Source organism: Streptomyces sp. NPDC048600, from assembly GCF_055587025.1.
On record NZ_JBVJGZ010000011.1, the window covers coordinates 1 to 23,426 of the forward strand.

A 23,426-nucleotide genomic window follows, 5' to 3' on the forward strand; every position below is an offset into this window, starting at 1 on the left:
GCCGACGGCAACGCGATATTCACGATCGTCGCGTCCAGCACGACCATCAACTGCGCCAGAGCGATGAAGACAAGAGCCTTCCAGCGACCCGGATCAAGGACTCCGGTCACTGAGCCGGTTGACTGAGACATGAGATACCCATTTCGAGAGGTCGAGATTGCGTGCAGCGTCGATGGAGGACGGACGGGTCCTCGCGGGACCCGGCGGCGTCAGGGCGTGCGCCTGCCGCCGGGCCCGCAGGCCGCGCCGACCCCGTCCCCACGGATGCGGCGCGCGACGGGAGCACCCCCGCTCAGAGGTGTCCCGGTCTGGGATGAGCTCTGCCCGAGGAGTAAGATGAACCTCGGTTCAAGAACCATCATGAACCACGGTTCATCTTGTCGCAAGTCCTTTCCGCCCTGAGGAGCGCCCATGACCCGGACGCAGGCCCCGCGCGCCGACGCCGTCCGCAACCGCAAGAAGATCCTCGACGCGGCGCGCGAGCAGATCACCCGTCATGGATCGGACGTCGGGATGGACGAGATCGCCGCCACGGCGGGCGTGGCCGTGGGCACGCTGTACCGGCACTTCCCCACCAAGAAGGACCTGGTCACGGCGGTCGTGAACGAGCACATCGCGCACGTCACCGAGGCCGCCGAGGCGGCCCGGGCGCGCCAGGAGGCCGGATCGCGCGCGCTGGAGGAGGTCACCGGCCTGCTGGCCAGGCTCATCGAGGAGACGGCCACCAATCACGCGGTGAAGGCCGCCGCCCACTCCCTCGGGGCCGACCTGGTCGACAAGGACGCCAAGGCGCGGGGCGCCGCCGCTCTCGCCGCCCTGATCGCGGCGGGACAGGCCGACGGGGACATCCACCAGGACGTCACCGTCAACGACATCTTCCTGCTCTTCTCCACGGCCCCCACCGACCAGTCCCCCGCCGACCGCGCCCGCTGGCTCACGCTGGTCCTCACCGGCCTGACCACACACACCCGCGCCGTGGACACCCCGCAGCCGCCCACCCCGTAGCGCGGCGGGCGACGCCGACGAGGGCCCGGTCTCCGCGCGTCTCCGGCAACGGAGGCGCCGGACATGCCGGGGAATTTCCCCCAATCGGCCTCACAGCAACGCCTACTGCACGATCATCGCCTCATGACCCACCCCGGCGTCGCCGACCCCGACTGGCATCCCTTCCATCATCTGGCCGCCGGGCTCGCCCGCCGGGTGCGCGCCTTCCAGAACGGCGACGTCTCGGGTGTCATGGCGCCCGATGCCGTGGCGCAGGCGGAGAGACTCCGGTCCTGCGCCATGCGCGGCGAGGGCGGACGGTACGTCGTCGACGGACCCTTCCTGCTCATCGTCGCGTCCCTGCGCCACGCGCGCGGCATGGTTCTCGGCGAGCACGACCCCGAAGGCCGGGGCGAACTCGCTCTGGCTGTCGAGTTGTTCGCGCTGCTCGCGCAGCTCGACCGGACCGTGGTGCCCCCACCTTTGCGCGCCCGGGTCGACGCCTTGCGGACGCCGGACGTCGAGGAGCTCACGGTGCTGGGTGGCCGGGGGTCGGCGTTGTACGAGCGGTGGAGCACCACGTCGGACCCCGAATCCTTGGACGCGGCGGTGAGCACGCTGCGGGACTGCCGTGCCCTCGTGCCAGAGGGGCATCCCAGCAGACCGGCGGTGCTGTCCAATCTGTGCTGCGCGTTACGGGCCCGGTACGAGCTGCGCCGCGCGGCCGAGGACTTGGACGAGGCGATCAAGGCCGGCCGTGCCGCGGTCGTCTCGGCGCACGCCGGCGATCCGAATCGCTGGCGGTACAACGGGAATCTCAGCGGGGCGCTGATGACGCTCCCCGACCGGTCACGAACCGTCCTGGACGAGGCCGTCTCCTGTGGCAGGGAGGCGGTGGCCTTCCCGTCGTGTCCCGCGGCGTTCTATTTCCATCTGGGCCAGGCCCTCCTCGCGCGAGCCACGGCCGCCTCCGAGGACTCGCACCGAGCGGCCGCCGACCTGGACGAAGCTGTCGACGCCTTCGGTCACGCTGGCCGCAAGGAGCCGCGAGCCCCGCGACGCCAGGCGCAATGGGGTCTCGCCCTGCTCGCGCGGTTCACGGTCCAGGCCGATCCCGCCGACCTCCGGGCCGCTCTGGAGCACACCGCGGAAGCCGTGCGGCTCACGTCCCGGTCCGATCCCTCGTTCTACCGGTACCTGGTCGCACACGCCCAGGTACTGTCGGTCCGGGCCGCACTCTCCGACGAGATCGGAGTTCTGGAGGATCTGATCGGTGTCCAGCGCCAGGCGCTCGAGGCAGCGCCCCGGCCGTGGCGGGCCGAGCGATTACATGCGCTGGCCGTCGCGCTGCACACACGCTTCCGGCTGACACACACTGGGCAGGACCTCGACGAAGCCATCCGGCTCTGCCACGAGGCCATCAAGCTGTGCGAGCCGGGCGAGGACGGGCGGATCCAGGAGTACACGACCGAGTTGGGCTCAATCCTGCTGACGCGGGCCATGCGGGCACGGCACACCGGGGACGATCACGGCCACACCTCGTACCTGGGGCGTGCTGTCACCGTCCTGCGCCAAGGAACCGGCCCGACCGCCCTGTTCGACCTCGGTCGCGCCCTCGACCTGTCGTACGAACGCAATGACGCCCCCGCCCTGCTCGACGAGTCGCTCCGATGCTTCGAGGCGGCTCTGGAGGCGACCGGGCCCGAGGACACCAATTATCTGCGGACTCTGTCGTCACTCGCCACAGTGCTGCTCAAATGGGCCGATCGTCACGGCGACCTGGCGGCCCTCCACCGCGCCGTGGAGCTCAACAGACGGGCGTTGGCCGCGACGCCGGAGGGACATCCGGAGCGTGCGGGGGTGTTGACCCATCTCGCGATGGCCTTGGCGGTCCGGTACGACCGGCTGATGACGGAGGAGGACCTCGCGGAGGCCGTCCGAAGAAACCGGGAGGCCGTCGCGGCCGAAACAACGCAGTGGTCCGCTCACGAACGCTCTGTGGCGTGGAACAACCTGGGCATGCATCTGGGCCGCACGTACGAGCGCTCCCACGCGCTCGACGACCTCGAGGAGGCGATCGACGCCCTGCGCAGGGCCGTCGAGGTAGCGGAAGGCGGCACGGACGTCGGGAACGCCGGGTCCAATCTGTGTCTCGCGCTCAGCTACCTGTTCGTCAGGACTGGTCTGCCCGCCGACCTGGACGAAGCGGTCGACGCCGGCCGACTCGCCACGGACGCTTTTCCGGCAGGGCATGTGAAACGGGCCGGGACGATGACGAACCTCTCGTCGGTACTGATGCTCCGTGCGCGCCTGGTGGGAAGGCGGGGCGACGCCGACGAGGCCGTCCGGTACGCCAGGGCGGCCGTGGGCGCCGTGCCGCGCTCCCATCCCGACCGGTGCAGGCATCTGTCCAGCCTCGCCAATGCGCTCCTGTCCAGATTCCTGGTGTCGGGCGACGCCCCCGATCGGGAGGAGGCGGCCGATGTGGCGCGGCAGTCGCTGGCGCTCCAGCCGGACGGCGACTGGCGCCGGGTGGGCGCGCTGTGCCATCTGGGTGATGCGCATGTCTGGGGGGCCCTGCGCACGCTCGGGCCCGATGCTCTCTCAAGTGAGTCCTCTCCGCTCGAGTCCGTGGGGGCATCCGTCATGGCGCGGCTCTGCGCCCTTCCGGACGAGCTCGGCCGGCCCGCCCTCCGCGAGGCGGTGGCCGCCTACCGGGAAGCCGCCGCAGTCCCCGGTGTCCCCGCGACGAACCGCTTCTCCGCCGCCGCTTCCTGGGCGGCGTGCGCCTCCGCGCTCGGGGACTGGCCGGAGGCGCTGACCGCCTACCGGGCGGCCTTCGCCCACCTGCCCGCGATGGCCTGGCACGGTCTCGAACTGGAGGACCGGGTCAGCGTTCTGTCCCTCTGGGACAGCATCGCGCCCGATGCCGCGGCGGCGGCGCTGCACCTCGGGCGCCCCGACACCGCACTGCAGCTGCTCGAGCAGGGCCGCGGCGTACTGCTGGCGCAGGCGATCGACTCACGCCTCGACCTGACGACGCTGGCGGAGTACGACACCGAACTCGCGCGACGGATCGAGGGGATCGGCGCCGCCCTGCACGCCCCGGACTCCCCGCTCGCCGATGCCGCCCCCCGGCGCCGCCGGGAACTCGCGGCCGAGCTGGACGCGTTGACCGAGCGGGCGTTCCGTCTCCTCGGCCTGGAGAGCCTGCTCGAACCGCCCACTCTCGAAGAACTCCAGGAGGCCGCGGCCGACGGCGCGGTGATCGTCGTCAACACGAGTGTCCTGCGCAGCGACGCCCTGATCGTCACCCGCGACACCGTTCGCACGGTCCCCCTGCCCGGCCTGGAGTGGGCATGGGTCAAGGAGCGGGCGGAGTCCCTGCTCACGGACCTCGCCGCCTCCGACGACACGGGACGCCAGGCGCTGAAAGAGACCCTGAGGCTGCTTCAGCAGACGGTGGTGGCACCGGTTCTCGAGAAGCTGCCGCCTTCTGTCTCCCGTCTGTGGTGGTGCCCCACCGGGCCTCTGACCCTCCTTCCGATCCACGCCACGGACCCCCTCCCGGACCGCTACGTCTGCTCGTACGCCACGACGCTGCGCTCCCTCGCCGCGGCCCGCACTCGGCAGTCGTACGACGATCCGGGTGCCGTCCTCGTCGTCGAGCAGGCGGAGGTCCCGGAGCTGCGCCCGCTGCCGGCCGCTCGCAGGGAGGCCCTGAACCTGGTGACCAGGCTCAAGGAACGGACCCTGCTCACCGGCCCGATGGTCACTCCGCGGTCTTTGCGGAGAGCCCTGCCGCGCCACGCCTGTCTGCACTTCGCGGGCCATGCCGGCCATGACCCCGTCCACCCGGCCCGCGGCGGGCTGCACTGTCACGAGGGCCGGCTGACCGTGGCGGACATGAGCCGTCTGCGCCTGGACCGCGCCGAACTGGCCTTCCTCAGCGCCTGCGTGACCGCACGCGGCACGGAACGCCTCCCGGACGAACCGGTCCATCTGGCCGGAGCGCTCCAACTCGCGGGATTCACCCACGTGGTGGCGACCCAGTGGATGGTCCGCGACAACATCGCCGCGCAACTCGCCGGGCACTTCTACACGGAGCTGTGCCACGACGGACGGCCCGAGCCCGCGCGTGCCGCGTTCGCGCTGCACGCGGCCGTGCGCGAGATCAGGCGGCGGGACGACGATCCGCTGCTGTGGGCGACGTACGTACACACCGGGCCGTGAGCCTTCGTCATCAACTCCGTCGAACAGGCTTGAAACCATCCTCGGCGCAGCCGAGTCGACCTCCCGACACAAGATCATGTGGCCGCACGATTACACGGTGTCACCGTCAACTGCCGTTCAGAGAAGCCGATTTGACGCACGCTTCACCCGCCGGACACCCAGCAGGGTGTGGCGCAGGCCACACTGCCGCAGGTCCGGGCGCTCCGACGGCGGGCCGGCGCGTCGAGGGCGGGCGCCGAGGGGGCCGTCACCGAGGCGTCGGCGGACAGGTCCAGACCTCTGGCGGCAGGGGGGCCTTCTCGACGGCGATGCCCGGGATGACCTTGCCGTTGACCCCATTCATGATCGATTTGAACGCCCTGCGGCGTCGCGGACGTAGTCGATGTCGATGGGGCACCCGACGCTGGTCTGGTCGACGGTGTGGGTGTGGGCCGGGCAACGGCTGCTGTCCGCGGAGCGGATGGGGACTCGCGGCGGCTTCGCGCAGGTGGAGGCGGCAAGCCGGGCCTTCTCGATCTCGCCATACAGGGAGTAACCGATGTTGTAGAGCCACTTTTAAATCTTGAGCACAAAATGCACACACACCCCTCTCCATAGCGGCCTCGATGGTCTAGATTGACCGTGCTTCAGCTGTTCGGACACGAACCGACCAATAATGATCTACAGGTCTGGCACTGCGGAAAGCATGCAGTCGCGTCCCGGCGCCAGACGTGGGGGTGATCAATTTCCGGGGGGCTCGGTCGGGGATCTTGGGTGCGGGGGCGCCCAGGGTTTCGACGGGTTCCCGTGCACTCGAGAGCCGGCGGGACATGTGTGTTCCTGCCGCCAGGGTGAGTTGATCGACGATCAGTCATCTCTGGTACAGCCGTGATGCAGTGCGGGAGGCGGGGGCCTCCCGAGGGGAGGAGCGGTGCGGCGGGGGTGGGGCCCCCGAGGGGGGCGTTACAGGGTTAGACACGTGCGTCGACCCATGTAACACGCCCCCCTCGGGGGGCGTTACAGGGTTGGACGAGTGTGCGTCGAACCACTGGGGACCTGGGGGGTTCTGTGCGGCAAGGGGGACTAGTCAGTCCGTTTCCAACGGCGCGCGGGCGTCTGGAGAACGGGGCAATCAGCCATCCCGCGAACGACTGGGAGCAGCGGTACCGACGTACCGTGATCACCAGTGACACCGTGGCCACCGCCTTCGTGGTGGCGGCGATCGGCAATTTCTTCGGGGCCCGGGACGCGGCCAACTGGCACGAGAAGTGGGGAATTCTCGCTTTCGGCACCGAGCTGCTGGTGCTGGGCACACTCGCGGTGAGCAAGTCGTGGGCACCGGCTGTTCTCGGCCAGGGCGCGGAGGAATTCCGTCGGCTCGGACGTTCGCTGTTCTCGGCGACCGTTGTATTGGCACTCGGCGGAATCGCTCTGACCTCGCGCAACATCAAACTCTGGATCTTCGTCGCGATCCCCGCGATCGCGATGGTCACCATGACGACGCGATATCTGCTGCGTCTCTGGCTGCACAAGCAGCGCAAGGAAGGACGGTGTCTGCGACCGGTGCTCGCCGCCGGGAGCCCGGCAACCGTGCACGATCTGATCACCCGGACCCGTAAGTTCCCGCACCTCGGCTGGCGGGTGGACGCGGTGTGCACGACGCACGGTCCCGGGCTGGACGGTGACGAGCTGGACGGGGTGCCGGTCGTCGGGCGGCTGACGGAAGTCGCCCACCACGTACGCCGCGACGGCTACCGCGTCGTCGCGGTCACACCCGATCCGCACTGGTCGCCGGACCGCCTGCGGCGGCTGGCCTGGAACATCGAGGGCAGTGACGCCGAGATGGTCGTGGCCCCCGTGCTGATGGAGGTGGCCGGCCCGCGGTTGCACGTCGACGCGGTGCTCGGGATCCCGTTGCTGCGGGTCAGCATGCCGACCTTCACCGGCGGCCCCCGGGCGGTCAAGGAGGTCGTCGACCGGCTGGGCGCGGCGATCCTGCTGCTGCTGTTCGCGCCGCTGATGGTGTTCGTCGCGCTGCTCGTGATGGTGGACAGCCGGGGTGGGGCGTTCTACCGCCAGAGACGGGTCGGCAAGGACGGCCGCGAGTTCACCATCCTGAAGTTCCGCACGATGGTCGTCGGGGCCGACCGGGCCCGCGCCGCGCTGGCCGACCGCAACGAGGGTGCCGGCCTGCTGTTCAAGCTCCGCCGGGATCCGCGGGTGACCCGAATGGGGGCGGTGCTGCGGCGGTACTCGATCGACGAACTGCCGCAGCTCTTCAACGTGCTGAGCGGTTCGATGTCGCTCGTCGGTCCGCGGCCACCGCTGCCGGAGGAGTCGGCCGCGTACGGCCCGGACATGCGGCGGCGGCTGCTGGTGAAGCCAGGACTGACCGGTCTGTGGCAGATCAGCGGGCGCAGCGACCTGTCGTGGGAGGAGGCGGTGCGGCTGGACCTGCGGTACGTGGAGGACTGGTCGCTCGCCCTGGACACGGTGATCTTGTGGAAGACCCTGCGGGCGGTGCTGTACGGGCAGGGGGCCTACTGATGCGCGGAAGTCGTCGTCCGGCCGGCGCGCGGACCGCAGGCCGAAAGGGCCTGCCTGGGGGGAGGAGCGAGACATGAGGGTCAGTGTTTTCGGGCTCGGCTACGTGGGCTGTGTGTCGGCCGCGTGCCTGGCCAGCATGGGGCACCAGGTCGTCGGCGTGGATGTGAACCAGGTGAAGGTCGACCTGGTGAACGACGGCAAGGCCCCCGTGGTGGAGGAGCGAATCGGCGAGCTCATCGCCGAGGTCGTGGAGAGCGGGGCGTTGCGCGCCACCGGCGACGTCCGCGAGGCGATCATGGACAGCGAGGTGTCGCTCATCTGCGTGGGCACACCGTCGGAGCCCAACGGCAGCCTGTGCACCACGTACTTGGAGCGGGTCACGGAGCAGATCGGCGCGGCGCTCGCCGAGCGGGGCGGCCGGCACACTGTCGTGTTCCGCAGCACCATGCTGCCGGGCACCTGCCTGAACCTGCTGGTGCCGATCCTGGAGAAGTCCCTCGGCGGCACCGCCGGGGTGGACGTCGGGGTCGCGGTCAACCCGGAGTTCCTGCGTGAGGGCACGAGCGTGCGGGACTTCTTCGACCCGCCGAAGACCGTCATCGGCCAGCTCGACGAGACGAGCGGCGATGTGGTCGCCGCGCTCTACGAGGGCCTGACCGGCGAGGTGTTCCGGGTGCCGGTCCCGACGGCCGAGGCGATCAAGTACGCGGACAACGCCTTCCACGGCCTCAAGATCGGCTTCGCGAACGAGCTGGGCGCGGTGTGCCAGGCGCTCGGGGTGGACTCGCACCAGGTGATGGACGTGTTCCTGGCCGACCGCAAGCTGAACATCAGCTCCGCCTATCTGCGGCCCGGCTTCGCCTTCGGCGGCTCCTGCCTGCCCAAGGACCTGCGCAGCCTGGTCCACGCGGCGCAGCGCGCCGACGTCTCGGTGCCCATCCTCTCCCATGTGCTGCCGTCCAACTCCGACCATCTGCAACGTGCGGTGGAGCTGGTCGAGCGGGCCGGGAAGCGGCGGGTGGGGCTGTTCGGACTGTCCTTCAAGCCCGGCACGGACGACCTCCGCGAGAGCCCGCTGGTCGAGCTGGCCGAGCGGCTCTTCGGCAAGGGGTACGACCTGAAGATCTACGACGCCAATGTGAGCCTGTCCCGGCTGCTCGGCGCGAACCGCGAGTACATCGAGAACCGGCTGCCGCACCTCGCGCAACTCCTAGCGGACTCCGTCGACGACGTGCTCGAGCACGCCGAGGTGTGCCTGGTCGGGACCAGGGACCCGGACGTGCTGTCGGCGCTGCCGCACGGCGGCGGCCCGGTGATCGTCGACCTCGTCCGCCTCCCCGACGCCGAGGCGCGCCGGGCCGAACCGGGGTACATGGGCCTTGCCTGGTGACACGAGCGGCGTCGGCCGGCCGGGCCGGCGCGCGCTGATCCTGGTGGAGAACCTGTCGGTGCCGTTCGACCGGCGGGTGTGGCAGGAGTGCACGACGCTGCGCGACGCCGGATGGACCGTGCACGTCATCTGTCCTCAGGGCAGCAAGCGGGACACGGAGGCGGAGGCGGAGATCGACGGGGTGCGCATCCACCGCTACCCGTTGCGCGCCGCCACCGGAGGGCCGGCCGGCTATCTGCGCGAGTACGGCTCGGCGTTGTGGCACACGCTGCGGCTGGCCCGCAGGGTCGGCCCGGTCCACGTGGTCCACGCCTGCAACCCGCCCGACCTGCTGTTCCTGCCGGCGCTGTGGCTGAAGCGGCGCGGCGCACGGTTCGTCTTCGACCAGCACGACCTGGTGCCCGAGCTGTATCTCTCGCGGTTCGACCGAGGCAAGGATCTGCTGTACCGCGCCGTGTGCGCGCTGGAGCGGCGGACCTACCGGGCCGCGGACATCGTGCTCGCCACGAACGAGAGCTACCGGGACGTCGCGGTGCGCCGCGGCGGACAGCGGCCGGAGGACGTCTTCGTGGTGCGCAGCGCCCCGGACATCGACCGGTTCCATCCGGTACCGGCCGAGCCGGAGCTGAAGCGCGGCAAGCCTCATCTGCTGTGCTATCTCGGCGTGATGGGTCCGCAGGACGGCGTCGACTACGCGCTGCGGGCCCTGGCGAAGCTGCGCGACGAGGTCGGACGGAGCGACTGGCACGCGGTGTTCGTCGGCGCCGGTGACACCTTCGACGCGATGGTGGAGCTGTCCCGGCGGCTGGGGCTCTCGGACCAGGTGCAGTTCACCGGGCGGGTGCCGGACGCCGACCTGGTGCGCTATCTGTCCACCGCGGACGTGTGCCTCTCCCCCGATCCGCACAATCCGCTCAACGACGTGTCGACGATGAACAAGGTCCTGGAATACATGGTGATGGGCCGGCCGATCGTCTCCTTCGACCTCCGCGAGGCGCGCGTCTCCGCCGGTGACGCCGCCGTCTACGCGCCCGCCAACGACGAGGCCGAGTTCGCCAGGCACATCGCGCTGCTGCTGGACGACCCGGAGAAGCGGGCCCTGATGGGCAAGATCGGCCAGGAGCGGATCAGTGGGCCGCTCTCCTGGCGCAACTCCCAGCAGGCGCTTCTCGCCGCCTACGCCGCCGCCTGCCGGGACGACGTCCCGGCGTCGGCGGAGCACACCGACCGCACAGGGGGGAGGCCGCACCGTTGAGCGATGACACCATACGTCTGGCCACGATCGGGCGGATCGTCCGTCGGCGCTGGCGGCTGCTCACCCTCCTCGCTCTGGTGGGTGCGCTCGTCGGCTACGGCGCCTCATTGCTGTTCCCGCCGCGCTACACGACCTCGGCCTCGGTCCTGCTGCCGGGCGCGTGGGAGGAGCGCGAGCTGCTGACCCGGACGGAGATCGCGACCAGTTCGGTGGTGGTCAACCGCGCGGCCGCCGCGCTCGACTGGACCGGGGTCGACGGCAGGGAACTGCGGGACCGGGTGAGCGCCGAGGCCGCCGACGGGAACATCATCAAGATCTCGGGCACCGCCGACACCCCGGAGCGCGCGCAGCAGCTCTCCGACGAGGTGGCCCGGCAGTTCGTCACCTTCGTCGCGCGGATCTCCGGTGAGAACACCGACCCCGAGGCGGCGGCGCGGCCCGAGGAGCTGCGGCAGATGGTGGTGCGGACCAGCCGCCGTATCACCGAGCTGGCCGACTCGGCCGGCACGGGGCAGACCGTGGAGAGCGTGCAGACCCGCACGGAGCTCGCGAAGCTGCGCACCGCGCTCCAGGAGGCCATCAACAAGCTGGACGAGACCGACCCGGCCGCGGGCCAGGCCAACATGGTCGTCATGGGACCGGCTTCCCCGCCGACCGGTGAGGCGCCGCCGACGCGGATCCAGCTGATCGTGGCCGGGGCGGTGCTGTTCTTCCTGGTCACCGTCGTCGGCCATCTCACCGCCGCGCGGATGAGCCGCAGGCTGCGCACCGAGCCGGAGATCGCCGCGGCGCTGGGCGCGGCGTCGCTGGGGACCGTCGACGTACCCGCCGAACGGCTCTCGGGTCGGCCGGAGAGCGGTGGCGCGCGGGCGCGGCTGCGCCGGCTGCTGGGCGTCGACGTCCGGTGGGACGTACCGGCACCGCGGACGTCCGGTGACGAGGCGGAGCGGCGGATCCGCTACCGGCGGGTGTGTGCCCGTCTCCGGGACCGGCTGCCCTCGCCCCGGCGGCTGCTGGTCGTCGTCCCGGACGGCGACGAGACCGCCCGGCGGGCCGCGGCGCAGCTGGCCGCCGAGGCCGGGGGCGATCCGCTGCTGCGGGTGGTGCTGGTCTCGCTGTCGCGGCCCCTGGTGCCGGACCGCGAGACGGAGTCGGGCGTCCTGGTCGTGCTCAGCGCGGGCAGCTGGACCGCGGCCGAGCTCGCGGGGATCACCGAGGCGTGCGCGGACGCCAAGCACGAGGTCGTCGGCGTCGTCCTCGCCGGTCCGGTCCTGGCCGCCGCGACGCGGCCGTCCGGCGACCGTGCCGGGGACGCCGCCGTGCCGGCGCTCGCGGTCGGGGACAACGCGTCGGGAGGTTCAGCGTGATGATGAGTACAACGGCGCAGTCGGGGGCCGCCGCTCCGCTGCTCGACCTCCAGGCGCTGGTGGTTGCGGTGCGCAGGCGGCGCCGCCTGTGGTGCTCCGCGGCGCTGCTGGGGCTGGTCCTCGGCGCGGCGGTCGCGGTCCTGCTGCCCCCGCCGCCCACCGCGGTGACCAAGCTGCTGGTCGCGCATCAGGCCGACCAGCCCAACGACCCCGGAACGCTGATCCGCACCGACGTCGCGCTGCTGCACACCACGCGGATCGCGGGCACGGCCCTGAAGTCCCTCGACTCCCCGGAGAAGCCCGAGGACTTCATGCGGGACTACGAGGGCCTCGGCCTGACCAACAACCTGCTCCAGATCACGGTGACCGGTGACAGCGACGCGCAGGCGGTGGCCCGCGCCCGGGCGCTGGCCGACACGTTCGTCGCGGACCATGTGAAGCGGATACGGGAAGCCGCGGACGCCGAGGCCAAGAGCCTGCTCGCCCAGCGTGACCGGATGCGGGAGGAACTCGCCGAGGTCAACGCGGAGATCGGGGACGCGTCGCCGGAGAGCGGGCCGCAGGAGTCGGCGAACATGGAGTCGCTCTTCGCCCGCCGGGCCGAACTCACCGCGCGGATCACCGACTTCGGCCAGCGTGCGGCGGAGGCACGCATCGGCACACCCCAGCTCGTCGCCGGCACCCAGATCGTGGACGCGCCGCGCGCGGTGCGTCATTCGCTGCCCAGGACCGCCGCCACCAACGCCGCGATCGGGCTCGTCCTCGGGCTCGTCCTCGGGCTCGCGCTGGCCGCGGTCGGTGTGGTCGTGGCGGACCGCCCCGTGCTGCGCCGGGACATCGCGGCGAATCTCGGCGCCTCGGTCATCGCGGAACTCCCCCGCCGGGCGGGGCTCTGGCGGCGTCGGCGGATCCGCGCGGCCCGCGAACGCCTCACCGCGTCCCTGGCCCGCACCGTGCGCAACTCCGCGGAGCAGGTGTCGCTGCTGGAGCTGGGCAGCGCCCGCAGCACGACCGTGATCGCCCTGGATCTCGCCAGGGCGCTGGCGGCGGCGGAGGAGCCGGTGACGGTCGTCGACGCCCTGCCCGGCCTCCAGCTCGCCAAGCGCCGCCCGAAGCCGGGGGACCCGACCGTGGTCGGCGGCGAGCGTGCCGCGGCCGTGCCGCCTCAGGAACGCTGCCTGGGCGTCGGCTCGGTGGCGCCCGGCACGGCGTGGACCGACCTGCAGTACCTCGGCACACGGACCGTGCTCGTCGTACGGGCCGGGCACGGCTGCGCCGCCTGGCTGCACACGGTCGCGCGGCAGCTCGCGGACCAGCGCATCGCGGTGATCGGTGTGGTGCTGATCGACCCCGATCCGCGCGACCGTACCGACGGCACGCTGTGGGACGGGCTGCACACCGCGCTGCGCGGCCAGAGCGAACGGCCGGCCCGGCAGAACGGTGGGGGTCCCTCCCACGCCGTTCAGGCGGTGGGGGAAGGCCGACGGGGGGCGGAGCGGCTGCCGATGCGTGCGGCGACCGTCCCGGACAGCGACCAGGAGGCGCGGTAGGACATGTGTGGCATCGCGGGTACTTACCGCTGGCCGGACGGAAAGGCGGTGACCGACCGGCTCACCGACACCCTCGCCCATCGCGGGCCCGACGGAGCGGGCCGTTACAGCCACGCCGCCGGTGACGGCGAGGTGCATCTCGGGCACCGTCGGCTGGCCATCATCGACCTGTCGGAGACCGGCGCCCAGCCGATGGTCTCGGACGGTCTCGTCCTGACGTACAACGGCGAGCTGTACAACGCGCCCGAGCTGCGCGCCGAGCTGTCGGCCGCGGGGGTGCGCTTCCGCGGGACGTCCGACACGGAGGTGCTGCTGGAGGCGTGGCGGCGCTGGGGCACGGACTGTCTGCCCCGGCTGCGCGGCATGTTCGCGTTCGGGGTCTTCGACGAGCGCACCGGTGAGCTGGTGCTCGCCCGTGACCAGCTCGGCATCAAGCCGCTGTTCCTGCTGCGGCGCGGCGAGGGCCTGGTGTTCGCCTCCGAGCTGAAGGCGCTCGCCTCCGTGACCGGCGGGAAGCTGGAGGTGGACCACGCGGCGCTGGTGGCCTCGCTGCTGTACTACTGGGTGCCGGACTCGCGGTGCGCGTTCCGTGAGGCGGAGAAACTGCCGCCGGGCAGCTGGCTGCGGATCCGGCCCGACGGCCGGGTGGAGCGCGGCACGTACTGGCGGCTGAAGGAGGTCGCGGCCGAGGGCCGGGAGCGGGCTCTGAGCGGCGAGCGGCCGGATCTGGCCGCTGTCGTCGAGGAGTCGACCCGGCGTCATCTGCTGTCCGACGTCCCCGTGGCGACCTTCCTGTCCGGCGGGCTGGACTCCAGCTATCTGACGGCGCTGGCGGCCCGCGAGCGGCCCGGGATCTCCGCCTACACGATCGGGTTCCGCGCCGAGGACGCCCGCTTCGAGGCGATGCCGGACGACCTGCGCTACGCCCGGCAGGTGGCCGGGCGGTTCGGCGTCGACCTGCACGAGATCGAGATCGCCCCGAACGTGCTCGAGCTGCTGCCGCGGATGACGTACCACCTGGACGAGCCGATCGGTGACCCCGCCGCGATCAACACGTTCCTGATCTGCTCGGCCGCCCGGGAGGCCGGGGTCAAGGTGATGCTGTCGGGGATGGGCGCCGACGAGCTGTTCGCCGGGTACCGCAAGCACCTGGCCAACCTGCTGGCGCTGCGCTACCAGCGTGTCCCGCGGCCCCTGCGGCGCGGTCTGTCGGCCGCCGTGGACCGGCTGCCCGTCGCCTCGGCCCGCCGGGGGTACCGGTCGGTGCGCTTCGCGAAGCGGTTCCTCTCCTTCGCCGATCTGCCGGAGGAGACCGCGTTCCGGCGCAGTTACACCATGTACGACCAGGACGAGCTGCTCGCGCTGGTCGATCCGGACCTCGCCGGGACGGTCGAGGACGTGCTGACCGAGCACGCGGACGTCTACCGGGACAACGAGCTCGACGACTTCGTCAACCGCATGTGCCTCGGCGACGCCCGGATGTTCCTGCCGGGCCTCAACCTCGCGTACACCGACCGGTCGAGCATGGCCGCGTCGACGGAGGTGCGGGTGCCGTACGTGGACGTCGAGGTGGTCAGGGCTGCGTTCGCGGTGCCCGGCGACCGCAAGATCGTCGGACGGCAGGGCAAGGCCGTCCTGAAGGAGGCGGCGACCTCGGTCCTGCCCCGGGAGATCGTGTACCGGCCCAAGGGCCTGTTCAGCGCGCCGCTGCGCGCCTGGATGAGCCGGGACCTGGCACCGCTGGTGCGCGAGGTGATCCACGACGGCGAGCTCGTCAGGTCCGGGCTGCTGCGCCGGGACGCCCTGGAGCGCATGGCCGCCGAGGACGCCGCCGGGCAGCGCGACTTCTCCAAGCATCTGTGGCATGTGCTGACCCTCGAGTACTGGTACCGCGGCGCGACCTCCGGGTCCGGCCAGCACTCTCCCTCGCAGGCGTAGAGACAAGAGGACTTCGTGAAGCAGGTCGTACAGAACTACAAGAGCGGCGAGCTGGCGGTGCTCGACGTGCCGGTGCCGGGCTGCAAGCCGGGCGGGGTGCTGGTCCGCAGTGCCTTCTCGCTGATCTCCACCGGGACCGAGATGATGAAGGTGTCCGAGGCCGGCATGTCGATGCTGGGCAAGGCGCGGTCCCGTCCGGACCAGGTGGCCAAGGTCATGCAGAGCGTGGCCGTGAACGGGGTGCCCGCCACCTACCGCAAGGTGATGGGCAAGCTGGACTCCTACACGCCGCTGGGCTACTCGCTGTGCGGGGTCGTCGAGCAGGTCGGCGCCGGGATCGACGATGTGAAGGCCGGCGACCTGGTGGCCTGCGCGGGCAACGAGCACGCGCTGCACGCCGAGTTGAACTGGGTGCCGAAGAACCTCTACGCGCCGGTGCCGGACGGTCTCGCGCCGCGGCACGCCGCCTTCGGCACCGTCGGGTCGATCGCGATGCAGGGCGTCCGCCAGGGCGAGCCGCAGCTCGGCGAGGTGGCGCTGGTCATCGGCCTCGGGCTGATCGGGCAGCTGGTGGTGCAGCTGCTGACCGCCTCGGGCGTCCGTGTCGTCGGGGTCGACCCCGACCCGGCGCGCTGCGAGCTCGCCGAGCGCCTGGGCGCCGCGGCCTGCGGCGATCCCTCCTCCGCGGCCGTGGAGGCCGTCGTCGCCGAACTCACCGACGGTCACGGCGTGGACCAGGTGTACCTGGCCGCCGGCGGCGGCAGCAACCAGCCCGTCGAGCTGGCCGCCCGGCTCTGCCGCGACCGCGGCCGGGTCGTCGACATCGGCAAGTGCCGCCTTGACCTGCCGTGGAACGCGTACTACGAGAAGGAACTCGACGTCCGGTTCTCCCGCAGCTACGGCCCCGGGCGCTACGACCCGGAGTACGAACTCCAGGGACGCGACTACCCGATCGGCTATGTGCGCTGGACCGAGCGCCGCAACCTGGCGTGCTTCCTCGACCTCGTCGCCCGCGGCCGCGTCGACGTGGAGCCGCTGATCTCCCACATCGCCGACTTCGACGACGCGGTGGAGACGTACCAGCGTCTGAAGGACGGCGACCTCAAGGCCGTGGCCGTGCTGTTCCGTTACCCCGAGCACACGGCCGACGCGCCGCAGGCTCCGGCGGTGGCCGTGCCCGCGGTGAGGGCGAGCGGACCGGTGGCCGCCCCGGGCCGGGCCGCGGGCAAGCCGGTGCGCCTGGCGTTCGTCGGCGCGGGCAACTACGCCACGTCGATGCTGCTGCCGCACCTGGCGCAGCGCGACGGCGTCGAGCTGTCGACCGTCGTCACCACCACCGCCCTGTCCGCGGCCAACGCGCAGCGCAAGTTCGGCTTCGCACAGGCCACCACCGATCTCGACGCCGTGCTCGGCGACGATGCCGTGGACGCGGTGTTCGTCGTCACCCGGCACAGCTCGCACGCCGAACTGACCCGCAAGGCGCTGCTGGCCGGCAAGACGGTGTTCGTGGAGAAGCCCCTGGCGCTCACCGAGGACGAACTCGCCAACGTCCTCGCAGCGGTGGAGGAGTCCGGCAACGACCGCCTCCAGGTCGGCTTCAACCGCCGCTTCGCGCCGCTGCTCCAGGAGGCCAAGAAGCAGTTCGGCGCCAGAACCGGCCCGGCCAGCCTGCGCTACCTGGTCAACGCGGGCCGGCTCACCCACGGCAGCTGGTACCTCCAGCAGGGCACCGAGGGCTCGCGGTTCGCGGGCGAGGGCGGGCACTTCATCGACACGGCGAGCGCGCTGCTCGACGCCGACCCGGTCTCGGTGTACGCGGTCGCCACGTCCGGCAACGAGGACCTCCAGATCGTGCTGAGCTACCCGGACGGCTCCACCGCCACCATCAGCTATGTCACCACCGGCGCGCCCGGCTTCCCCAAGGAGACGCTGGACCTGGCCGCGGACGGCAAGGTGCTGCGGCTCGACGACTTCGTGCGTGCCTCCGTGTACAGCCGGAAGCGGTGGGTCAGTTCGCGGCTGCCCAAGGCCCGGGACAAGGGCCAGTCCGCCGAACTGGCCGCGTTCGTGAAGGCGGTGCGGACCGGCGGGCCGATGCCGGTGCCGCTGGAGTCGCTGGCCGCCACCACGGCGGCCACCCTCGCCGTGCAGGCGGGCCTCGCGGGCGGCGCGCCGGTGACGTTGGCGAGGGCTCGATGACCATGAGCGCGGGCTGGTACCTCCGCCGGCTGTCCCGGATGGGACCGCGGGAGGTGGGCGGCCGGGTGGGCGACGCGGTGCGCAGACGGCGGTGGCGGACCGCGCCGCCGCACAGCCCGGGCGTGTCCGGCGCCCGGTTCACCGCGGTACTGCCCGCGGGCACGATCGCCGCGATACCTCCGGACGCCGTCAAACGCCTCGTCGCCGAGGCGGACCGGCTGATGGCGGGGCACGCCGAGTACTTCGGGGTGGACCGCGACGACATGGCCGACCCGGACTGGTTCCTCGACCCGAAGACCGGGCGCCGGGCACCCCAGGTCTACGCCTTCGACGTGCCGTACCGCGACGAGGACACGGTCGGCGACATCAAGCAGATCTGGGAGCCGTCCCGGCATCAGTACCTCACCCGGCTCGCCGCCGCCTACGCGGTCACCGGGAACGAGCGGTACGCCGAGCGGGTCGCCGAGCACCTGCGCTCCTGGTGGACGGCCAACCCACCGCTGCGCGGGGTGCACTGGACCAGCGGCATCGAGCTGGGCATCCGGCTGCTGTCCTGGGTGTGGATCCGCCGGCTCCTCGACGGCTGGCCGGGCGCGGCCGGACTGTTCGAGGAGAACCCGGTGGCGCGCGACCAGATCTGGCACCACCAGCGCTGGCTGGCCGCCTTCCCCAGCCGGGCATCCTCGGCGAACAACCACGTCGTCGCCGAGGCCGCCGGGCAGTTCGCCGCGGCCTGCGCGTTCGCCTGGTTCCCCACCTCGGGGCGCTGGCGGGCCGACGCGCTGCGGTCGCTGGAGCGGAACCTGCGGGCCAACACCTTCGGCTCGGGCCTCAACCGTGAACTGGCCACCGAGTACCACGGCCTGGTCCTCGAGCTGGGCCTGGCCGCAGTGGCGGAGGCGGACGCGGCCGGCGTGCCGGTCCCCGCGACGGTCCGGGTGGTGCTGCTGCGGATGACCGACGCGCTCGCGGCCGTCGTCGACAACCGGCTGCGGCCGCCGCGCCAGGGGGACGCGGACGACGGACACGGCCTGATCGTGGACGCGGAGGACACGGACCGCTGGGCCTCGCTGCTGGCCACCGGGGACGCCGTGTTCGGGCGGCTCGACTGGTGGCCGACGGTGACCGGCACCGATGTGCGCACCCCCCTGCTGGCCGCGCTCGTCCGCCCGAACGCGGTGAACGGAACCACGGCCGCCGAGTCCCGCCCGGCGAGCCGTCCGGCGCACTTCGCGGACGCGGGCATGACCATCCTGCGGGGCCCGGAGGAGATCTGGGCCCGCTGCGACGGCGGCCCGCACGGCTTCCTGTCCATCGCCGCGCACGCGCACGCCGACGCGCTGTCCGTGGAGGTCCGGCACGACGGCGTCGACGTGCTCGCCGACCCGGGGACGTACTGCTACCACGGACAGCCCGAGTGGCGGCAGTACTTCCGGTCCACCCTCGGCCACAACACCCTGAGCCTGGACGGCGCCGACCAGTCCGTCTCCGGCGGCCCGTTCCTGTGGACCCGGCACGCCCGCAGCCGCGTCCTGACCGCCGAGCCGTCCGGCGAGGGCGTGGCCCGCTGGAGCGCCGAGCACGACGGCTACCAGCCCTCCGTGCACCGCCGCCAGGTGGAACTGACCGCCGAGAGCCGCGAATTGAAGGTCGTCGACGAGGTGCGTGGCCCGCGCCGCCCCGTACGGCTGGCGTTCCACCTCGGCCCGGCGATCACCGCGGACCTGGCGGGCGAGCGCGCCGTGCTCACCTGGACCCGGGACGGCGAGGACCGCTCCGCGACGCTCGACCTGCCCGCACAGCTGACCTGGAGTGCGCACCGAGGCGAGAGCGAACCGCCGCTGGGCTGGTACTCCCCCGGCTTCGGACGCAAGGAACCCGCCACCACGCTGATCGGCACCGGTTTCACCGACGGCACCGCGCTGTCGGGGGACTTCACCACCGTACTCACGTTCCGCGGCTAGCGGGGAGGAGGGGACTCTTGGGGATCAAGTGGCGCCACTGGGCGGTGTCCGCGGCGGCGCTGACCCTGCTGACGGCGACCGGCTGCGAGAACACGCCGAGCGCGCGGCCGAAGCCGACCGCCGCGCCGTCCACGCCCGTGGCCCGGGTCTGCGCCCGGCCCGCGGCCGGCCCGGCGACGGCGCCGGCGGGCGCGGTGACAGTCGACCCCGCGGTGCCCGGCGACCTGGCCGCGAAGACCAAGAGCAGCCCCCCGAACACCACGTTCTGGCTCCGCCCGGGCAGACACCGGCTCGGCCCGGACCGCTACGCCCAGGTGATCCCCAAGAAGGGCAACACCTATCTCGGCGCGCCCGGCGCGGTGCTCGACGGCCGCAGGACCAACCAGTACGCGTTCGGCGGCACCGCCGGCGATGTCACCGTCCGCTACCTGACCGTGCAGGGGTTCGTCGCCCCGCACAACGAGGGCGTGGTCAACCATGACTCGGCCGACGGATGGGTGATCGAGCACTCGGTGATCCAGAACAACTCCGGCGCCGCGCTGATGGCCGGAGCCCGCCAGCAGGTCCGCGCCAACTGCCTGCGCGGCAACGGCCAGTACGGCATGAACGCCTACAAATCCCCCGGCCGTATCACCGGTCTGGTACTCGAGGGCAACGAGATCACGGGCAACAACAAGGACGACTGGGAGCGCCGCCAGCCGGGCTGCGGCTGCGCCGGAGGCGTCAAGTTCTGGGCCGTGGACGGCGCCGACGTCCGCGGCAACTGGGTGCACGACAACCGTGGCCCCGGGCTGTGGGCGGACACCAACAACAACGACTTCCGCATCGAGGACAATCTGATCGAGGCCAACGACGGTGCCGCGCTGATCTACGAGACCAGCTACAACGCGGTCATCCGCGAGAACACCATCCGCCGCAACAACTGGGTCGAGGGCCGCAGGCACGCCGACCGCGGCGACAACTTCCCCTTCGCGACCGTCTATCTGTCCGAGTCCGGCGGCGAACCACGCGTCCGGGCCCGCACCGACAGGATCGAGATCTACCGGAACGTACTGGAGAACAACTGGTCCGGCATCACCCTGTGGGAGAACGCCGACCGGTTCTGCAACAGCCCCGCCAACACCTCCTCCGGCGCCTGCACCCTGCTCGTGAAGAACACCCGCAGCTGCGCCCAGCCGGCGATCGCGACCGCCCCGCTGTACGCCGACTGCCGGTGGAAGACCCAGCGCGTCGACATCCACGGCAACCGCTTCGTCCTCGACAAGTCCGTCGTCGACTGCACGGTGAAGTGCGACCGCATGGCGGTGCTCGCCAACTACGGCACCTACCCCGACTGGTCGCCCTACCAGGGCGAACTCGTGGCCGAGGCGATCACCCGCAAACAGCACAACCGCTGGCACGACAACGTCTACATCGGCTCGTGGACCTTCGTCGCCCACGACCCGAGCCGCACCCTCGACTCCGGACAGTGGCAGGGCACGCCGTACCGGCAGGACGCGGGCAGCACCTTCCGCGCACGGGACCGTGGTTGAGATGCCCGCGAACCACACGCCGAAGATCGTCGGCACCGCCTGGGGACTGCTGATCCTCAACACGCTCGGCTCCGCCGGGGCGAAGACCATCGTCCCGCTGCCCCGCTCCCTCATCCAGATGGCCACCATGGGCGCGCTGGTCGCCGCGTTCGCGCTGGCCCTCCTCGTCAACCTCCCGCTGCGCATCCGGCCCAGCGCCTACCTGCTCCTGCTCACCCTGCTGCTGGTGCCGAGCGTGATCTCCAGCGCGAACCTGGAGTCCGGGTTCGGCGCGCTGTTCCGCTGCGCCCGACTGGCCCTCTTCGTCGGCACACTGTGGCTGCTCAGCCGCTGGTGGGACGGCGGCACGACGTTCGTCCGGCACCACATCCGGATGTACCTGGCGGTACTCGGGTCGGTGGCCGCGGGCCTGCTCATCTCACCGGGCGCCGCCATGCCCGAGCTCTACGGCGGACGGCTGGTCGGCGCGTTGTGGCCGCTCACCCCGCCGCAGATCGGACAGTACGCCGCGGTGATCATCGGGCTCACCGCGCTGCTCCTCCTGGGCCGCCGGACCGACCGGACCAGCGCGGCGGTCGTCATCGTGCCCTCACTCGTCCTGCTCGCCCTGACCCACACCCGCACCGCCACGCTCGGCCTGCTGATCGGGCTGGCCATGGCGATCGGCTCGCTCGTCCTCACCAGCGGCGCCGCCCGCCGCTTCTTCACCTGGGCGGTGGTGTGCGCCGCGGTGGCCGCGGTGGGGTTCGGCTCCGCGCTCCAGGCGTGGTTCCTGCGCGGCCAGAGCCAGGAGAACTTCAGCAGCCTCACCGGCCGGGCCAAGGTCTGGAACGCCCTGCTGGCGGAACCCCGGAGCACCTCGGAGTACCTGTTCGGCGCGGGCCTGGGCGACAAGTCGTTCGGCGGGCTGCCGATCGACAACAGCTGGTTCGCCGTCTACTACGAGCAGGGCATGACCGGCGTCGCCCTGGTGGCCGCGTTCGTCGTCGTGCTCGGCGGCGTGGCGCTGCTGCGACCGCCGTCGCTGTCGAGGGCCTGCGCGATCTTCCTGATCAGCTACTGCGGGATCGCCTCCTACACCGAGGCCGGGCTGGGCGACGCCTCGCCGTATCTGCTGCACCTGGCCGTGGCCGCCTCACTGCTCGCGGCACCCACCGCGGCCACGGCCCCGCCGACGTCCGACATCCCGCGACGACGTGTCCCGAGCTGGGCCCGTGGATCGGAGGTGAACTGAGCATGCACGTTCTCGTGGTGCACAACCGCTACGCCTCGGCGCAGCCGAGCGGGGAGAACAAGGTCGTCGACCAGGAGGTGGCGCTGCTGCGTGGGGCCGGCCACCGGGTCGAGCTGTTCGAGCGGCGCAGCGACGACATCGCCGCGCGCTCCCTGCCGGGCAAGGTCGCGGTGCCGCTGCTGGTGCCGTGGAACCCGGCGGTGCGCAAGGAGCTCGCCGCGAAGCTGCGCGCCGAGCGACCGGACGTGGTGCACGTCCACAACGTCTTCCCGCTGCTGTCGCCCGCGGTGCTGGCCGCCTGCGCCGACGCCGGTGTGCCCGCCGTCGCCACGCTGCACAACTACACCCAGATCTGCCCGCCCGGCACGCTCCAGCGGGACGGCCGGCCGTGCACCGAGTGCGTCGGGTCCTCTCCGCTGCCCGCCGTACGGCACGGCTGCTACCGGGGCTCCCGGCTGGCGACCGTACCGCTCGCGGTCGGCATGTCGGTGAACCGGAAGCGGTGGTGGTCCGGGGTGCAGCGGTTCTTCTGCATCTCCGCGGCACAGCGCGACGTCCTGGTGCGGGCCGGCATGCCCGCCGAACGGCTGGCGGTGAAGCACAACTTCGTGCCCGATCCGGACGACCGCCGGACGGGCCCCGGCGAGCATCTGCTCTACCTCGGCCGGCTCGCCGAGGCCAAGGGCGTACGGCTGCTCATGACCGCCTGGGACGAGATCGCCGCCGGCGGCGGAATCGGCGTACCGCTGGTGATCGCCGGCGCCGGGCCGCTGGAGCCGGAGGTGACCGCCTGGGCCGCGGGCCGCGACGACGTGCGCTGTGTCGGCCTGTACGACCTGGAACAGTGCCGACGGGCCATCGCACGCTCGGTGGCGGTGGTGGCGCCCTCGACCTGGCTGGAGGCGTTCGGCCTGGTGGTCGTTGAGGCGATGGCGGGAGGGGTCCCGACCGTCGCCGCCGGTCACGGCGCGTTCGTCGAACTCGTCGAGGACGGCAAGACCGGGCTGCTGCACCGGCCGGGCGAGTCCGCCTCGCTCGCGTCCTGCCTGCGCCGGATCACGACCGATCCGGACGCCAACCGGGAGATGGGACGGGCGGCCCGGCGCCGGTACGAGCAGCACTTCAGCCCGTCCGTCGGGCTGGAGCGACTGCTGGAGGGGTACCGGGGGGGGGGGGGGGGGGGGGGGGGGGGGGGGGGGAAGGGGCCGGCGGGGGGGGGGGGGGGGAAAAAGGCCGTCTGGGTGAACCCACCCA

Annotated in this window: 13 protein-coding genes; all 13 read left to right on the top strand. The window is 71.9% G+C overall.

Going from position 1 to position 23,426, the window contains the following annotated elements; all coding sequences use genetic code 11:
* The first annotated feature begins 411 nt into the window (after positions 1–411).
* The gene (locus ACZ6SQ_RS16835; RefSeq protein WP_469562204.1) at positions 412–1,005 is read left to right on the top strand and encodes a TetR/AcrR family transcriptional regulator; all 594 of its coding nucleotides are present in this window, start codon (positions 412–414) and stop codon (positions 1,003–1,005) included.
* A gap of 123 nt (positions 1,006–1,128) precedes the next feature.
* Positions 1,129–5,217, top strand: a complete 4,089-nt coding sequence (locus tag ACZ6SQ_RS16840; protein ID WP_469562207.1) for a CHAT domain-containing protein — start codon at positions 1,129–1,131, stop codon at positions 5,215–5,217.
* Between the two features lie 1,047 nt (positions 5,218–6,264).
* Positions 6,265–7,743: a sugar transferase gene (locus ACZ6SQ_RS16845; protein WP_469562210.1), complete on the top strand. Its 1,479-nt coding sequence runs from the start codon at positions 6,265–6,267 to the stop codon at positions 7,741–7,743.
* Positions 7,744–7,816: 73 nt separating this feature from the next.
* Positions 7,817–9,133, top strand: coding sequence for a nucleotide sugar dehydrogenase (locus tag ACZ6SQ_RS16850; protein WP_469562211.1), 1,317 nt, complete (start codon positions 7,817–7,819; stop codon positions 9,131–9,133).
* Positions 9,123–10,388, top strand: coding sequence for a glycosyltransferase family 4 protein (locus tag ACZ6SQ_RS16855; protein ID WP_469562214.1), 1,266 nt, complete (start codon positions 9,123–9,125; stop codon positions 10,386–10,388). Before ACZ6SQ_RS16850 ends, ACZ6SQ_RS16855 begins: the two co-directional genes overlap by 11 nt.
* Positions 10,385–11,755 carry a Wzz/FepE/Etk N-terminal domain-containing protein gene (locus tag ACZ6SQ_RS16860; RefSeq protein ID WP_469562217.1) on the top strand — a complete coding sequence of 457 codons (1,371 nt, stop codon included), beginning with the start codon at positions 10,385–10,387 and terminating at the stop codon, positions 11,753–11,755. Before ACZ6SQ_RS16855 ends, ACZ6SQ_RS16860 begins: the two co-directional genes overlap by 4 nt.
* Positions 11,755–13,305 (top strand): Wzz/FepE/Etk N-terminal domain-containing protein, encoded by a 1,551-nt coding sequence (locus ACZ6SQ_RS16865; RefSeq protein WP_469562218.1) that lies wholly within the window; start codon positions 11,755–11,757, stop codon positions 13,303–13,305. The genes ACZ6SQ_RS16860 and ACZ6SQ_RS16865 overlap by 1 nt, the downstream gene beginning before the upstream one ends.
* Positions 13,306–13,308: 3 nt before the next feature.
* The gene (gene asnB / locus ACZ6SQ_RS16870) at positions 13,309–15,243 is read left to right on the top strand and encodes an asparagine synthase (glutamine-hydrolyzing) (protein ID WP_469562221.1); all 1,935 of its coding nucleotides are present in this window, start codon (positions 13,309–13,311) and stop codon (positions 15,241–15,243) included.
* 15 nt (positions 15,244–15,258) lie between these two features.
* Complete coding sequence (locus tag ACZ6SQ_RS16875; RefSeq protein WP_469562224.1) at positions 15,259–17,442, top strand: bi-domain-containing oxidoreductase; 2,184 nt, start codon at positions 15,259–15,261, stop codon at positions 17,440–17,442.
* A complete protein-coding gene (locus ACZ6SQ_RS16880) occupies positions 17,439–19,406 on the top strand; it encodes a heparinase II/III family protein (protein WP_469562226.1) in 1,968 nt (655 codons plus the stop codon). Before ACZ6SQ_RS16875 ends, ACZ6SQ_RS16880 begins: the two co-directional genes overlap by 4 nt.
* A 17-nt stretch (positions 19,407–19,423) precedes the next feature.
* Entirely contained in the window at positions 19,424–20,938 is a 1,515-nt protein-coding gene (locus ACZ6SQ_RS16885; RefSeq protein WP_469562229.1) for a right-handed parallel beta-helix repeat-containing protein, read from the top strand.
* Position 20,939: 1 nt separating this feature from the next.
* On the top strand, positions 20,940–22,172 hold the full coding sequence (locus ACZ6SQ_RS16890; RefSeq protein WP_469562232.1) for an O-antigen ligase domain-containing protein: 1,233 nt from the start codon (positions 20,940–20,942) through the stop codon (positions 22,170–22,172).
* Between the two features lie 2 nt (positions 22,173–22,174).
* A partial coding sequence (locus tag ACZ6SQ_RS16895) for a glycosyltransferase (protein WP_469562234.1) occupies positions 22,175–23,426 on the top strand: 1,252 nt, incomplete at its 3' end.

Excerpts from the sequence above, each read along its gene's own strand:
- ACZ6SQ_RS16835 (WP_469562204.1), top strand. The coding sequence starts at position 412 with ATGACCCGGACGCAGGCCCCGCGCGCCGACGCCGTCCGCAACCGCAAG.
- ACZ6SQ_RS16840 (WP_469562207.1), top strand. The coding sequence starts at position 1,129 with ATGACCCACCCCGGCGTCGCCGACCCCGACTGGCATCCCTTCCATCAT.
- ACZ6SQ_RS16850 (WP_469562211.1), top strand. The coding sequence starts at position 7,817 with ATGAGGGTCAGTGTTTTCGGGCTCGGCTACGTGGGCTGTGTGTCGGCC.
- ACZ6SQ_RS16865 (WP_469562218.1), top strand. The coding sequence starts at position 11,755 with ATGATGAGTACAACGGCGCAGTCGGGGGCCGCCGCTCCGCTGCTCGAC.
- asnB (WP_469562221.1), top strand. The coding sequence starts at position 13,309 with ATGTGTGGCATCGCGGGTACTTACCGCTGGCCGGACGGAAAGGCGGTG.
- ACZ6SQ_RS16880 (WP_469562226.1), top strand. The coding sequence starts at position 17,439 with ATGACCATGAGCGCGGGCTGGTACCTCCGCCGGCTGTCCCGGATGGGA.
- ACZ6SQ_RS16890 (WP_469562232.1), top strand. The coding sequence starts at position 20,940 with ATGCCCGCGAACCACACGCCGAAGATCGTCGGCACCGCCTGGGGACTG.